This window comes from Rouxiella sp. Mn2063 (assembly GCF_049319665.1).
In the GTDB taxonomy this organism is placed as follows: domain Bacteria; phylum Pseudomonadota; class Gammaproteobacteria; order Enterobacterales; family Enterobacteriaceae; genus JBMOUD01.
In genome coordinates, this window is sequence record NZ_JBMOUD010000001.1 from 168,698 (window position 1) to 182,672 (window position 13,975).

Sequence of the window (13,975 nt, forward strand, 5' to 3'; positions counted from 1 at the left end):
CAGTTCAAGGTCTGGGAAAAAGCTTTCATGTCGCCCATACCCCAAATAATTGGAGTTGTATTAAGGCAGCGTCTCTCGATGAGCTTACTAAGTTCAAGTGATTTGATTAAGCAACTGCCGCCAACGCAGAGGCAACTGCAAGTATAACGGGGATGATGATTGATATTCGCAGGCTGTCCTATTCGGAGCCTTTGACTGACTTCAGCTGTTAGGATTAGTGATAATGACAAACTTATTTTCGTTGGATAACAAAAAGATTCTGGTGACCGGTTCGTCTCGCGGTTTAGGCTATTTGCTGGCGAAAGGATTAGCAGAGCAGGGCGCTGAAATTATTGTTAACGGCACTTCTGCTGACTCTGCCAGAAAAGCGGCAGAAACACTCAGAGAAGCGGGTTTTATTACCCACTCTGAGGCCTTTGATGTCACCGACAGCCAGGCAGTTAATCAGGCCATTGACTATATTGAGCGTGAAATTGGTGCCATTGATGTGTTGATTAATAACGCTGGTATTCAGCGCCGGCACAAATTTACTGAATTCCCTGAAAAGGATTGGGATGACATTATCGCTGTGAATCAGAAATCGGTGTTTCTGGTTTCGCAAGCCGTTGCCCGTTACATGATACAGCGTGAGCGCGGCAAAATTATCAACATCGGTTCGATTCAAAGCGAACTAGGGCGCGATACCATTACGCCATATGCTGCATCTAAAGGTGCGGTGAAAATGCTGACGCGTGGAATGTGTGTCGAATTGGCCCGCTACAACATTCAGGTAAACGGCATTGCCCCCGGCTATTTTAAAACAGATATGACGCAAGCTTTGGTTAATGATAAAGCCTTTTCCGACTGGCTGTGTAAACGCACGCCTGCTGCACGCTGGGGAAATCCAGAGGAATTGATCGGTGGTGCGGTTTATCTTTCCTCTCGAGCTTCTGATTTTGTTAATGGCCAATTACTGTTTATTGACGGTGGGATGATGGCGGCGGTGTAAATCGCCACATCGTATCGTCAGGCTGGACACCTAATGCTACCAATTTTACCAAAGTAAGGAGATTACGGATGAATCAAGACCAGAAGAAAATTGCGTTGGTAACGGGGTCGGGTCAAGGGATTGGTTTGAGTACAGCCAAAGCACTAGCGGCTGCTGGCTATCTGGTTGTTCTTACCGGTCGGCGCAGAGATAAATTAGATGAAGCAATAGCACAATTTAGCGCTGGGCAGGCATTTGCTTATGAGCTTGATGTGACGTCTGCTGATTCTGTCAACGTGCTGTTTGATGAGATTGAACAGCGCTTTGGCCGTTTAGATTTATTATTCAATAATGCAGGCGTCAGCGCGCCAGAAGTGCCGATTGAAGACTTACCGCTTGAAAACTGGCTTTCGGTGATTAACACGAATTTGACCGGTAGCTTTTTATGCACTCAAGCGGCAGTAAGATTGATGAAAAAGCAGCGGCCGATGGGTGGGCGTATTATTAATAACGGTTCTATTTCTGCGCATTCGCCACGCCCGGACTCCGCGCCTTATACTGCCAGTAAACACGCTATTACAGGTTTGACTAAATCGACATCGCTGGATGGGCGAAAATACCATATTGCTTGTGGTCAGATTGATATTGGGAATGCTTCTACCGATATGGGGAATTCAGCTTTAGAGGGAAGAAAACAGGCTAATGGCCAAATTGTGCAAGAGCCAGTTATTGATGTTGAACGGGTTGCTGAAGCGGTAGTGTTCATGGCTAATCTATCGCTCGACACTAATGTGCAGACAATGACTGTTATGGCAACAGCCATGCCGTTTATTGGGCGAGGTTGAGTGCCGGGTTGATATCAAAATACGACATCGATAACGCGGTATAACTGGTTGTGGCCACCATTTTTCATCTCGAATTGATGGCCATGACTTAACTGTCATTGCATCTATCAGTTTTATCATCCTTTTAGCTCCATCCAACCGCTAACTTCATCAGACGGTTCGTGCCAAAAAATCCCCATAAGTTGCCGTACATGCCAGGTTAATTTTAATGATCGCTGATGAATTGTTTCTTTTGTGTGAAAAAAGTAGATCTTAAAAGTGAAAATCAATGGTGAAATTGGTTGAGAAATGGTCTGGAAAAGATTACAAATATAAAAAATGAGATGTCTGTAGCAAAATTGCCTTTATTTGACATAAATACACGCCATATTGGATTTTTTGTCCTTAAATGGTTAATGGAATGTAAATTTTAGGTTGTTAATTATGCAATGGATGCACAAGTACCTCGCTTGGCCCTGCATGTTGAATGTGTGGTTTGGCGTGAAATTTTATTAGACGCTTTCTGGGGACCCATCGTGAATAATATCCAACTTTCGGTAGTACATCGATTACCGCAAAGCTATCGTTGGTTATCAGGTTTTGCCGGTATCAGAGTTGAACCGATTCCGCTTAGCAATGTTGATGACAATGACAACTTGATTGGCCTTAAATTATTAAGCCATGAGGCAGAGATTGCCCGACAGGTGATGCGCAATTTAGCGTTGTCTCTGCAAGAGATCCAAGTTGAGAGCGCTGTGGTGGAATACGATGGTGAGCCTTGTCTGTTTGTGAAACGTGATGATGAAAGCGCGACGATGTGCCGATTAAAGAATATTGGTGTAGCCATTGCGGAGTCTGTTTACGCTATTTATCCTTCCTGAACACGACACTTATTGATCGGTTCACGATGCATATCGGGCCGTTCTATAAGTGTATCTGTTGTGTTATCTCTCCTCTTTGCCTGGGTTGGCTAATGATATTCTGCCGGTAAGCGAGCGGCTTTGTTGACATCAAACCACCAGGTATCCAACTGCAGCGTAAAATATGGGCCGTTGTTTGGCGCGGAGAATTTATCCCAATAGGCGTAGCGGTCTCTTTCGCTATACCACAATGGGATCATCAACATATTCCAGGTTAATACTCTGTCTAAGGCGTGTCCAAGGGGCAGTAGAGCCGCCGGTTTTCCTTGATTAGCGGCGATCTCTCTCGTTAGCGTATCGATGGCAGGATTGGCAACGTTAGACATATTTTCAGCGGCGTTGGTATATTTGCTGTTCCAAAGTAATAGCAGATTTTTGCCAGGGTAAGGCTGGGCCTTATAGACGACGGGGATCATATCGTAATCGTGCTCATGGGCACGTTTGGTAAACTGCAAACCATCAAGCTGTTTGATGTTCATATGTATTCCCAAACGCAGTAAATTATCCTGGAAAAACTTGAGATATACAGCGTCAGCGTCGCTTGGAATGATTAATTCGAAGGTAAAGGCTTTACCACTGATATCATTCACAAGTTGCCGATCTTTTTTCTCCCAACCGGCTTGTTTGAGTAATTGCGCTGCTTTTACCAGATTCGCATTATTGCTCTCAGCCTGCGGTGGCCGATAGAGATGGCTAAATACTTCATCAGGCACTGCAGACTTCAACGGTGCAAGCCACGCCAACTCTGCGCTGTCAGGATAGTGAGTCGCAGCATACTCAGTATTTTGGAAGTAGCTGGTGGTGCGTTGATAAGTATTATAAAACAGGCTTCTATTTATCATGTTGAAATTAAAAGCGAGTGTGAGCGCTTCGCGAACACGTCTGTCTTTAAATAGAGGGCGTTGAACGTTAAAAGCTAGCCACCGCGTATTCTGTGCCGCCTGATTGATTTCATCACGTTTAACTATAAAACCTTTGCTAAAGGGACTTCCTTGGTATTGCGTGGCCCAGTTTTTTGGGGAGTCTTCTTGAATCAAATCAACATGCCCGGACTTGAAAGCCGCTAATGCTGCCTGCTGATTTGGATAATAGTTATAGCGGATGGTATCAAAGTTATAGCGGCCACGATTTACTGGTAAATTTGCGGCCCAATAATCGGGCACTCGCGAATACACCACATACTGCCCAAGCTTATATTGGCTAATACGATAAGGGCCGCTGCTCAACGGTGGTGTCGCGATCATTCGATTGAGTTTATGTTGTAGCCAAAACTTCTTAGAAACGATGGGTAAGGCTAGCAAGCCGAGCATCTGTTCTCTGTCTGGGCGATGAAACTCGAATCTGACGGTTAAGCGTGAGATGGCTTTTACGACGACACCTTTATATGTTTCCCGGTCTTGTGGCGCCCCTTCAGTCATTAACGTCTTAAACGTAAAGGCCACATCCTGAGCTGTGATTGGCGAGCCATCCTGAAAGCGGGCGCGGGGATTTATTTCGACTTCAAGCCACTTAAACTGACTATCATAGCGTGCTGAATCGGCAATCAATGGATAGTAGCTGCCAACTTCATCGCTCGATGGTGTAAATAGGCTATCGTCGAGCGTCTCACTGCCTACAGCGGGATGACCCTGTGATGCAAAATGATTAAAACTATTGAAAGAGCCAATCGCGGCCAAAGTAATGCTGCCGCCTTTGGGGGCTGCTGGATTGACGTAGTCAAAATGATTGAAGTTGTAGATATATTTGGGTTCGCCTAATACCGAGAAGGCGTAACCATCATCAATAATTGCGGCGTTGGCGTAGAACGTTAGTAGTGACAATAAACCTGCGGTAAACCGTCGCACAAACATCCTAAGCTCCTATTACTGTGGCAGTTATTTCGAGAGTGTTGTTTTATCACAAGAGCGTCAGGGTTGCTAAATGAATCGTAGGTACCAAAGTGGGTATATACCCGCCCTATTTGAATTTGCCTCTGCGTTGGCGGACCCGAATCACTTATCTTATTAATCTCATCTGGATGATGAGCCCCGTCCTTGGGGTTCACCCTACGGGCCAGCACAAAGCGCTGTTCAAATCAGTACCAGACTGATTTGTCATTTCCTTGCCGCCTTGGTGCCACTCCAATTATTTTTGGTATAGCGGCTGTAAAAATAGAATAAAAATCGGGTGTATCGCGGCAACGTATAAAAAAGTTGTAAAACGGCGGGGGGCAATACAAAGCAAAAAAAAACGCCATCCAAAGATGACGTTTTTTTAAGTTCGCTTGGTTTGGACAACAAGAGCGTTTTTTTAGCTGTGCTCGCTCGAATCAGCGTTGCTGTTATTACTGAAGCTCATCGCCGGTGTATTCACCGTAGCGCCTGATTTCAGAACCCGTCTTGCTTCACGGTAACGTTTATTCCAGTAAGTATCATTCAAGCTTGAAATCATGACACCATTGCTGGTTGAAGCATGAACAAACTGATCGTTACCTAAATAAATACCTACGTGACGCCCGGTAGAACCGGCACGGAACAGCACTAAGTCGCCTGGACGCAGCTTGTTACGCTGAATCTTTTTACCCGTATCTTCTTGCTCATAAGTCGAGCGGGGTAAGTCTAAACCAAATTGTTCGCGGAAAGTTACCTGAACGAAAGCAGAACAATCGATACCACGCTTGCTGCTGCCACCTAACCGATAACGAACGCCTTTCCAGTCTGCATATTGATCCATAATCTTGGATTTAATATCGACGTTACGAACCATTGCTTCGAATTCATCCTGAGAGGCTTGAAGTAAAAGACCGTTTGAGTCCCGAACTGCATGCATCTCAGTTTGCGCGTTTTCTGTGTTCGAAGAATGTGTACTACTACACGCGGATAAAACGATTGCCGCGCCAATTGCGGGTATCAGCCGCAAGATATATCTCATAAAAGGTTGAGACTTGACCATTATTAGTGTTTTCCCTTGCTGTCCTTAACGAATGTATCGTTAGTAAATTGCCAAACGAAGCGAGATTACTGAGCACATTGATCGGGCGCAAAGACTAAATCATCTAAATGTGCGTCAGAGCACGTTTTTATTTGTTTTAGCTTTAAATGCCACATTTCTGTGCAACGGGGTCGAGATTACCGTAATGGATCGGGGATTGCGAGAGGTTTTCTACATTTTTTAATAAGAAATAGTTATGTAACAAAACTGATATCTTAACGTAAAGAAGTGTCTAGTTTTTTGGCGTAAAAATAGTATAAAAACGAGGCAATACAAGGGGGAAGGTAAATGTTCTTTTATGCTTTTTTCAGGTTTCATTTTTGAAAAAATGGCTGAATAAGGCACTGCCTATGCTTCAGCCATAACAGGATAGAATATTTCAGGAAATGACCATTACTCCTAAAAGTTAACGCATTCGACCTGTTTTTGGTAACTTGTCGCTTAACCAATTGACAATACAATCGCTGGCTGGCGTCATCAGCCACCAACTCCCGCAAACCATCACGACTGATAGCGATCCTACCGCAATATCAGTGAACCAATGGGCACCGATCATAATCCGCGGTAACGAGAAAATAATCGTAATAATGATAGCCACCGCAAAAGCGCTTCGGCTCAGATAGCGCAGCATAAAGCAGGAGAAAATCATCAGCATCATCCCGTGGTCACCAGGAAAGCTATTAGATGAAGCATCCTTTGTTGGAATACCGGTCAGCTCACTGACGCGATTAACGTGTGGGAAGAACAACGACGGGCTTTGGTGGGAAACCGGAAGTTGGTGAGCGAGCTGGTTGAACACCACTGCGGTTAAAAGCATCACTATACCAATAATAATCATCAGGCGGCGTCCTTCTTTATCTCTTTTGAGATAGTAAGAAAGATACAACAGGCCCATTGCTATCAATGAACAAACGTCGAATGCACGATTATTGGTGATAGCAACTAAATGTAAGAACGTCTCGTTGGTAGCCAAGTGGCGATTAAAAAAGAAGAAAACCGACGAGTCAATCGGAAACCAGAAGCCATGATTGGCTGGCAGGTAGAAAGACAAGAACAGTGCGATGCCTAAAATATTAAGCACGATAATTGCAGGTAAATTACGGTACCACATAAAACAAGACCTATAGACTGATAAACCCGCCATCCTCCAAAACACAGGGGAACAGCCCTTAGTTACTCGGCCCATCCTGGGCTTCGCTTCTTCGGGCCAGCAAAATTGCTGTTCAAACCGGTCATTGACCCGGTTTATCCCTCGGTTGCCACCTGCATTTTAAAGTCTATTGGGTATAAATGTATTAAGTTTGGGTTACGTTAAGGCTTTTAGCTTAAACGAATCTTCAACAAGATAGATTGCAACTCATTCCATAGCACTTCTGATTGAGTAATGAGCTCAATTCTGCTGTCTAAGGGCGCCACGGGCAGTGTATCGATGTGGAGGTCCTCTCCCTGACGATTTACACGTAATGTACCTTCCTTTATACGTATTACGCCCTTGGCTCGTTCAACGGGCGCATTCCTTATCCAATCTAATATTCCTACCGTATCAAAGACGGTCTCTGCATCAAAAATCCAGCCACAGCTAGAATAGCCACCCGCATGATTTAATGCCCTGCGCCAGCGCTGTTTACCCGGCAAACTTAGGGCTGCTAATCCAGACGATGATTTGTGGGCATGATGATGTTGTCCGTCGGGTAAGGTTCGCAGATTCGCGCGCGGAGTGTCTAGTAGCTGATAATTGATTTTACCCTGGCTGGTCGTAATAAACGGTAGAGCGGGATCGCGTTCGGCTATCCAATCGGCCAACGCCTGCTTATCAGCATCGCGGTACATTTCTATTTTATTGGCGACGATAATATCAGCCGAGGCCAGTTGATCGCGGAAGTTTTCATTTTCTACGACGCGAGGCTCGCTGAGTTGTCTTGCATCAAGCAGACACAATGTGGCATTGAGGGTTAACCAGCTCTTATAAACATCCGAAGTCAGGAGATTTAAAATTTGTTTGGGATGCCCCAGTCCTGTCGGCTCTATCAACAAGCGGTCTGGTTTGGCTTGTTGCAGCAACATATTTAATCCTACCTGCATCGGCAATCCATTAACACAGCACATACATCCACCAGGGATCTCTTTCAGTACTGCACCGCTTTCTGCCATCAATGCGCCATCAATCCCCACCTCACCGAATTCATTTACCAGCACTGCCCATTTTTCATGCTCAGGTTTTTGCGCCAGTAAGTGCAAAATCGTCGTGGTTTTGCCACTGCCAAGAAAACCGGTAATGAGGTTGGTTAGGGTCATGTTGAAACCTTTTGATGTAATTTTATAACTCTATGATTAACTTAATCTAAATGGCATTTATGCAGGTTTAATCATAAAGCTTTGCAAAAGATGCCTTTTGGTTTAAAGAACATCCATTATAGTGCCGATACTTTAGTATGAACCGTAACTTTGATTATTTACTTATTGATATTTAACGTGGTTACGGCCATTGCTAAAGGTAAAAAAGATCCTCGATGTATGGAGTTCACTCGCTCAATACAGCCTAGGAATAACATTATTAAAGTATTAATTTGAGGTGACAATGAGCAGACACATGATTGTGCTGTTTTTTGGATTGCTAACCTCAGGGATGACTCAAGCTGCAGACGGTATTATCCATTTTTATGGGCAGATTATCGACGGCGGTTGTACAACTAATTCTTCAGAAAATGTGGTGACTTCTTCTTGTTTCCAAGGGGGAAAAACCGCTGAGATTTCTCAAAAGGTGTCCGTAGGGGCTATCGAATCCGCTAAGCTTCCTCTAGACCTTGGTACCGTCTCCACCAGGCCGGTGGCAAATCATCCCAATTTACTTATTACTACCATCAGCTATAACTGATGTTCTACCTCAATTAAGTCATTCGCTTGATTGACGACTGCTGGCCGCAGGCTGCTTAGTTCCAAACTAGGCAACTGCGGTTTTTTTATTTCTCTAATCGCTAAGTTTGCTAAATAAAAGATAAAAAAAGAGCGCCGTAGCGCTCTTGATGTTTGCTCTTATTGGCCACTTATTAGCTAGCGCGGCCCATATAGCGGTGTTCCGCGATATGAATCTGAATTTTATCACCTGTGCTGAGGTATTCTGGTACTTGAATAACCAGGCCGGTGCTCATAGTTGCGGGTTTGTTACGGGCGCTGGCTGATGCCCCTTTAATCCCTGGCGCTGTTTCAACGATTTCCAGATCTACGGTTTGTGGCATTTCTAACGCCAGCAGTTGGCTATCTAATGTCAGAACCTGCATACCTGCTAAACCACCTTCAGGGATAAACAGCAATTCCTCTTCGATTTGCGATTTATTAAAGGTGTATGGCGTGAAATCTTCATCATCCATAAAGATATACTCATCGCCATCTACGTAGGAGAAATTCACTTTACGGCGGGTGAGGGTAACGGTATCGAGAATATCATCGCCTTTGAAACGCTCTTCAACTTTCATGCCGGTACGCACGTCAGAGAAACGCATTTTATATAAGGTGCTTGCACCACGAGCGCTTGGGCTTTGTACATCAATATCTTTGACCAGCAGCAATTTTCCGTCGTAGTTGATCACAAAACCGCGTTTAATTTCGTTAGCACGTGCCATAAAATAACCTGTCAGCAGAGAATTTGAATAATGTGCGACACGTTACCCGCGCCGCTGATTTCAGGCAAGTGATAGCACACAAAATAGCGTCGAAAAGTAGAGTATTTTCGCTGTTTTTCTGTGTCATCTTGAGCTATCAACAATCCGTTCACCACAGAGACGATTTCACTGGTGATGATAAGCCCGTGCTGCTATTGTCTGCCCTCAATAATCAGCCCATTGGAGAGCTGCTGATGGACTGTCGTTCCGACTGTGGGGCTTGCTGTATTGCGCCCTCGATTTCTAGCCCGATTCCCGGTATGCCTAATGGTAAACCAGCCAATACGCGATGCGTTCAGCTTGATGACAACATGCGTTGTTTATTGTTCTTTTCCCCTTTGCGTCCTAAAGTCTGCGGCAGCTTACAGGCCAGCCGAGAAATGTGTCACGCTAATCGAGATGATGCATTGATTTATCTGCATAAATTAGAACGTGACACGGCACCATAATTAGCCTTGTTGGCCGTTTTGGGCATCAAATTCTCGCCCGGCTGAAACTTCGTTCAGCTCACTCTTTATGCATCATCTCGCCTCATTAACGTTACTTTAGATAATTAACACCATCACTTTCTAATCACGTTCAGCTTTTGTCAGCAACGCCGTCATTTTTTCTTGTTTTGCTGACGAAATGACCGCTCTGAAGTTAGGAAATGTGCGTGACATCATAAAATCACATCACAAAATCACGCAAAACTTGCATAAAACTTCACTCAGAATAAAACTCCATCGAAACGTTTCAGCGAGGTCTTTTTTATTCGGTCAACGAGATCTCGCTTATTTTTGCCACAAAAGCTGAAACGATTCAATTTCAGCGGGGAGAATGCTTATGTTCGAATTGTCACAGCAAGATATTCACCTTAACGCGGTGGCTGGTGATAAGCAGGAAGCAATTCGCCAGGTCGCAACGGCCCTTACAAAGGCGGGCCGTGTCAGCGAGGGTTATGTTGATGGGATGCTGCAACGTGAGTTGCAAACGTCAACTTACCTGGGCAATGGCATTGCCATTCCTCATGGCACCACCGATACCCGAAATTTGGTGTTAGAAACTGGCGTACAAATTTTACAGTTTCCACAAGGTATAGAATGGGGCGAGGGACAAACTGCCTACGTGGTGATTGGTATTGCCGCGCGGTCTGATGAACACCTGGCGTTATTACGCCAATTAACCCACGTTTTAAGCGACGATCGTGTTGCCAAACAAATGGCAGAAACCACCAGTGCTGAAGAGTTGCGTAGTTTGCTGATGGGAGAGAAAAACAGCCAAGAACTGTTGTTTGATAGCCAACTGATAGACGTAGAAGTCGCTGCCAATAATCTTATTACACTACAGGCGCTAAATGCTGGCCGCTTGCAGCAGATTGGTGCGGTTGATACTGCCTTTGTCAGCGATGTTATTAGTCGTCATCCACTTAATCTGGGACAGGGTATTTGGCTGAGTGATAGCCCGCAAGGCAACTTGCAGAGCGCGGTCACACTAAGTCGTCCTGCACAGCCTTTCACCCAAGACGGTGAACAAGTTGCCATGTTGCTGACCGTTTCCGTTGTTGATGACCAGCCACTAAACGTCCTCAATTACCTCAGCGATTTGTTACTTGCTCGCAAAGCATCTCGTCTGTTAACGGCGGACCCCGTTGAACTGTTGGCATTGCTCACCAGTGATGTGGCTGAACAGAATCATAGCCTGAGTGCCGAATATATTATTCGCAATGAACACGGTTTGCATGCGCGTCCGGGTACTGCGTTGGTCAATGTTATTAAACAATTTAGCAGTGAGATTACTGTTACCAATCTGGATGGTAGCGGTAAACCTGCCAATGGCCGCAGCTTGATGAAAGTCGTCGCGCTGGGCGTAAAAAAAGGTCATCACTTGCGCTTTACCGCTAACGGTGAAGATGCAGAAATCGCATTACAATCCATCGGCGATGCTATCGCTGCTGGCTTAGGAGAAGTTGTATGAGTCGTCGAGTTGCTACCATTACCCTAAACCCTGCTTATGATTTAGTCGGTTATTGCCCGGAAATCGAACGTGGGGAAGTTAACCTGGTGAAAACCACCGGCCTTCATGCCGCGGGTAAAGGAATTAACGTTGCCAAAGTGCTAAAAGATTTAGGCATCGATGTCACCGTTGGTGGTTTTCTGGGGAAAGAAAACCAGGATGGATTTCAGCACCTGTTTAGCGATCTAGGCATCGCTAACCGTTTCCAAGTGGTTAATGGGCGCACCCGCATCAACGTCAAATTGACCGAGAAAGATGGGGAAGTCAGCGATTTTAATTTCTCTGGTTTTGAAGTGACTACGCAGGATTGGGACAAATTTGTGACCGATTCTCTCTCCTGGCTTGGGCAGTTTGATATGGTCGCCGTTTCCGGCAGCTTACCAGTTGGTGTCGACCCAGCCGCTTTCACCGAGTGGATGGTCCGCCTGCGTGCATTGTGCCCGTGCATTATTTTCGATAGCAGCCGTGAAGCTTTAGTCGCCGGTCTGAAAGCCGCACCTTGGTTGGTCAAACCTAACCGTCGTGAATTAGAAATTTGGGCTGGCCGTAAGCTACCTGAATTAGGGGATGTGGTTGATGCCGCTCACGCGCTGCGTGAACAAGGGATTGCGCATGTCGTGATCTCTCTGGGGGCCGAAGGCGCGCTATGGGTTAATGCCTCAGGTGCCTGGATTGCCAAGCCGCCATCTTGCGAAGTGGTTAGTACGGTAGGGGCTGGAGATTCGATGGTTGGCGGGCTGATTTATGGTCTGTTGATGCGTGAATCAAGTGAGCATACGTTGCGTTTGGCAACGGCGGTGGCGGCATTGGCCGTCAGTCAAAGCAATGTCGGTATTGTCGACCGCCCGCAGCTTGCGGCGATGATGGCCCGTGTTGATCTGAAACCTTTTAACGCATAGCGGGAGGCAGAATGAAAACTCTGCTGATTATTGACAGTTTGCAAGGGCAGGCCAGAGCGCATCTTGCAAGAAACATGCTTACTGCCGCTGCTGTTAAAGCTGGGCATACGACGGTTGAGTTGATTTCCGACGCTGAGTTAGTGCTGTTTGCTGGCGAGCATTTGCCTGCGGATGCAGCATTAGTCGGCAAGCGTTTTTATCAAGGTGATATCGCCCTAGCAATTCAAGAACCCGACATATTCTTGCAACGCGCGCTGTCGGAAGCTGCGCCATACCAACTACCGGCTCAGGCAAAAGTAGCAGTGTCTACCGGCCCGAAACGTATCGTGGCGGTAACCGCTTGTCCGACCGGCGTGGCGCATACGTTTATGGCAGCTGAAGCCATCGAAGCTGAAGCCAATAAACGTGGATGGTGGGTAAAAGTAGAAACTCGTGGTTCAGTGGGTGCGGGTAATGCGATTACGGCCGAGGAAGTGGCGGCAGCAGATTTAGTGATTGTGGCTGCTGATATTGAGGTTGACCTGGATAAGTTTGCAGGTAAACCGCTGTATCGTACCTCTACAGGTCTGGCACTCAAAAAGACCAAGCAAGAACTGGATAAAGCCTTGGTTGAAGCTGAGCTGTTTTCACCAAGCAAATCCGGTGGACCAGAAACTGCGAAGAAGAAAGAGTCTGGTGCAGGCCCTTACCGCCATCTGTTAACTGGCGTGTCTTATATGTTACCAATGGTGGTCGCGGGTGGGCTGTGTATCGCTTTATCCTTCATCTTCGGTATCAAAGCATTTGAAGTAAAAGGCACATTGGCAGCGGCATTGATGCAAATCGGCGGCGGCTCAGCCTTTGCACTGATGGTGCCAGTATTAGCCGGGTTTATTGCTTTCTCTATTGCTGACCGTCCGGGTTTAACGCCGGGGCTGATTGGCGGTATGTTAGCGGTAAGTTTAGGTTCGGGTTTCCTCGGCGGTATTATTGCCGGTTTCCTTGCCGGTTATGTAGCGAAGCTGATTAGTAGCAAACTGCATCTGCCAAAGAGTATGGAAGCACTCAAACCGATTTTAATCATTCCGCTGCTTGCTAGCCTGGCGACCGGTTTGGTGATGATCTATGTGGTCGGTACGCCGGTTGCGAAAATCATGGAGTGGTTGACCCATTGGTTGCAGTCGCTGGGTACTGCCAACGCGGTTTTGCTGGGTGCTATCCTTGGGGCGATGATGTGTACAGATATGGGCGGACCGGTAAATAAAGCCGCTTATGCTTTCGGCGTCGCGCTGCTCAGCTCTTCTGTTTACGCGCCGATGGCGGCAATTATGGCGGCTGGCATGGTTCCACCGCTGGCGATGGGATTAGCCACATTGTTAGCGCGCAATAAATTTGCACAAGGCGAGCGTGAAGGCGGTAAAGCGGCGTTGGTGTTAGGCCTGTGCTTTATCTCTGAAGGGGCGATACCGTTTGCTGCGCGTGACCCGATGCGTGTTCTGCCATGCTGTATCGCCGGTGGTGCTTTGACTGGCGCATTATCGATGGCCTTCGGCGCTAAGCTGATGGCACCGCACGGCGGCCTGTTCGTTCTGTTGATCCCTGGTGCGATTACCCCGGTGTTCCTCTATTTGGTGGCGATTATCGCCGGGACATTATTGGCAGGCGTAGCTTACGCACTGTTAAAACGCCCTGATAGCGAGTTAGCGGCAAAGGCAGCAGTAGTTGCTCGCTAATACTATTTAGGATGGGAGTTTGAATGATA

Annotated in this window: 12 protein-coding genes and 1 pseudogene; 8 read left to right on the forward strand and 5 right to left on the reverse strand. The window is 46.4% G+C overall.

From position 1 onward, the window contains the following. Window positions 1-223: 223 nt before the first annotated feature. The 3 genes from idnO to ACL9RG_RS00665 all read left to right on the forward strand — a co-directional run bounded on the left by idnO (window position 224) and on the right by ACL9RG_RS00665 (window position 2,672). Window positions 224-988, forward strand: a complete 765-nt coding sequence (idnO, locus tag ACL9RG_RS00655) for a gluconate 5-dehydrogenase (RefSeq protein ID WP_422790639.1) — start codon at window positions 224-226, stop codon at window positions 986-988. Between the two features lie 68 nt (window positions 989-1,056). Then, entirely contained in the window at window positions 1,057-1,812 is a 756-nt protein-coding gene (locus tag ACL9RG_RS00660) for an SDR family oxidoreductase (RefSeq protein WP_422790640.1), read from the forward strand. Window positions 1,813-2,327: 515 nt separating this feature from the next. After that, window positions 2,328-2,672, forward strand: a complete 345-nt coding sequence (locus ACL9RG_RS00665) for a YejG family protein (RefSeq protein WP_422790641.1) — start codon at window positions 2,328-2,330, stop codon at window positions 2,670-2,672. Window positions 2,673-2,761: 89 nt separating this feature from the next. Here ACL9RG_RS00665 and ACL9RG_RS00670 read toward each other — a convergent pair whose 3' ends face one another. The 4 genes and pseudogenes from ACL9RG_RS00670 to ACL9RG_RS00685 all read right to left on the reverse strand — a co-directional run bounded on the left by ACL9RG_RS00670 (window position 2,762) and on the right by ACL9RG_RS00685 (window position 7,976). Next, on the reverse strand, window positions 2,762-4,561 hold the full coding sequence (locus ACL9RG_RS00670; protein ID WP_422790642.1) for an extracellular solute-binding protein: 1,800 nt from the start codon (window positions 4,559-4,561) through the stop codon (window positions 2,762-2,764). Window positions 4,562-5,072: 511 nt separating this feature from the next. Beyond that, a pseudogene (mepS, locus tag ACL9RG_RS00675) lies at window positions 5,073-5,642 on the reverse strand (bifunctional murein DD-endopeptidase/murein LD-carboxypeptidase); the annotation flags it as partial. A gap of 445 nt (window positions 5,643-6,087) precedes the next feature. Further along, window positions 6,088-6,792, reverse strand: coding sequence for a phosphatase PAP2 family protein (locus tag ACL9RG_RS00680; protein WP_422790643.1), 705 nt, complete (start codon window positions 6,790-6,792; stop codon window positions 6,088-6,090). A 209-nt stretch (window positions 6,793-7,001) separates the two neighbouring features. Next, window positions 7,002-7,976, reverse strand: coding sequence for a CobW family GTP-binding protein (locus ACL9RG_RS00685; protein WP_422790644.1), 975 nt, complete (start codon window positions 7,974-7,976; stop codon window positions 7,002-7,004). Between the two features lie 295 nt (window positions 7,977-8,271). Between ACL9RG_RS00685 and ACL9RG_RS00690 the strand changes: the two genes are divergently transcribed. After that, window positions 8,272-8,556 carry a hypothetical protein gene (locus tag ACL9RG_RS00690; RefSeq protein WP_422790645.1) on the forward strand — a complete coding sequence of 95 codons (285 nt, stop codon included), beginning with the start codon at window positions 8,272-8,274 and terminating at the stop codon, window positions 8,554-8,556. 172 nt (window positions 8,557-8,728) lie between these two features. On the opposite strand, the gene yeiP is transcribed toward ACL9RG_RS00690, so the two are convergent. Beyond that, window positions 8,729-9,301 (reverse strand): elongation factor P-like protein YeiP, encoded by a 573-nt coding sequence (yeiP, locus tag ACL9RG_RS00695; RefSeq protein WP_422790646.1) that lies wholly within the window; start codon window positions 9,299-9,301, stop codon window positions 8,729-8,731. Window positions 9,302-9,534: 233 nt separating this feature from the next. On the opposite strand from yeiP, the gene ACL9RG_RS00700 reads away from it, so the two are divergent. The 4 genes from ACL9RG_RS00700 (at window position 9,535) to fruA (ending at window position 13,946) form a co-directional block, all read left to right on the forward strand. Beyond that, window positions 9,535-9,789 carry a YkgJ family cysteine cluster protein gene (locus ACL9RG_RS00700; protein ID WP_422790647.1) on the forward strand — a complete coding sequence of 85 codons (255 nt, stop codon included), beginning with the start codon at window positions 9,535-9,537 and terminating at the stop codon, window positions 9,787-9,789. A 376-nt stretch (window positions 9,790-10,165) separates the two neighbouring features. After that, window positions 10,166-11,296 (forward strand): fused PTS fructose transporter subunit IIA/HPr protein, encoded by a 1,131-nt coding sequence (gene fruB / locus ACL9RG_RS00705; RefSeq protein ID WP_422790648.1) that lies wholly within the window; start codon window positions 10,166-10,168, stop codon window positions 11,294-11,296. Next, complete coding sequence (gene fruK / locus ACL9RG_RS00710) at window positions 11,293-12,234, forward strand: 1-phosphofructokinase (RefSeq protein WP_422790649.1); 942 nt, start codon at window positions 11,293-11,295, stop codon at window positions 12,232-12,234. The genes fruB and fruK overlap by 4 nt, the downstream gene beginning before the upstream one ends. 11 nt (window positions 12,235-12,245) lie before the next feature. Then, window positions 12,246-13,946 (forward strand): PTS fructose transporter subunit IIBC, encoded by a 1,701-nt coding sequence (fruA, locus tag ACL9RG_RS00715; protein WP_422790650.1) that lies wholly within the window; start codon window positions 12,246-12,248, stop codon window positions 13,944-13,946. Window positions 13,947-13,975: the final 29 nt, after the last annotated feature.

Coding starts and splice junctions, on each gene's coding strand:
- fruA (WP_422790650.1), top strand. CDS start 12,246: ATGAAAACTCTGCTGATTATTGACAGTTTGCAAGGGCAGGCCAGAGCG.
- ACL9RG_RS00685 (WP_422790644.1), bottom strand. CDS start 7,976: ATGACCCTAACCAACCTCATTACCGGTTTTCTTGGCAGTGGCAAAACC.
- idnO (WP_422790639.1), top strand. CDS start 224: ATGACAAACTTATTTTCGTTGGATAACAAAAAGATTCTGGTGACCGGT.
- ACL9RG_RS00660 (WP_422790640.1), top strand. CDS start 1,057: ATGAATCAAGACCAGAAGAAAATTGCGTTGGTAACGGGGTCGGGTCAA.
- ACL9RG_RS00690 (WP_422790645.1), top strand. CDS start 8,272: ATGATTGTGCTGTTTTTTGGATTGCTAACCTCAGGGATGACTCAAGCT.
- yeiP (WP_422790646.1), bottom strand. CDS start 9,301: ATGGCACGTGCTAACGAAATTAAACGCGGTTTTGTGATCAACTACGAC.
- fruB (WP_422790648.1), top strand. CDS start 10,166: ATGTTCGAATTGTCACAGCAAGATATTCACCTTAACGCGGTGGCTGGT.
- ACL9RG_RS00700 (WP_422790647.1), top strand. CDS start 9,535: ATGGACTGTCGTTCCGACTGTGGGGCTTGCTGTATTGCGCCCTCGATT.
- ACL9RG_RS00680 (WP_422790643.1), bottom strand. CDS start 6,792: ATGTGGTACCGTAATTTACCTGCAATTATCGTGCTTAATATTTTAGGC.
- fruK (WP_422790649.1), top strand. CDS start 11,293: ATGAGTCGTCGAGTTGCTACCATTACCCTAAACCCTGCTTATGATTTA.
- ACL9RG_RS00670 (WP_422790642.1), bottom strand. CDS start 4,561: ATGTTTGTGCGACGGTTTACCGCAGGTTTATTGTCACTACTAACGTTC.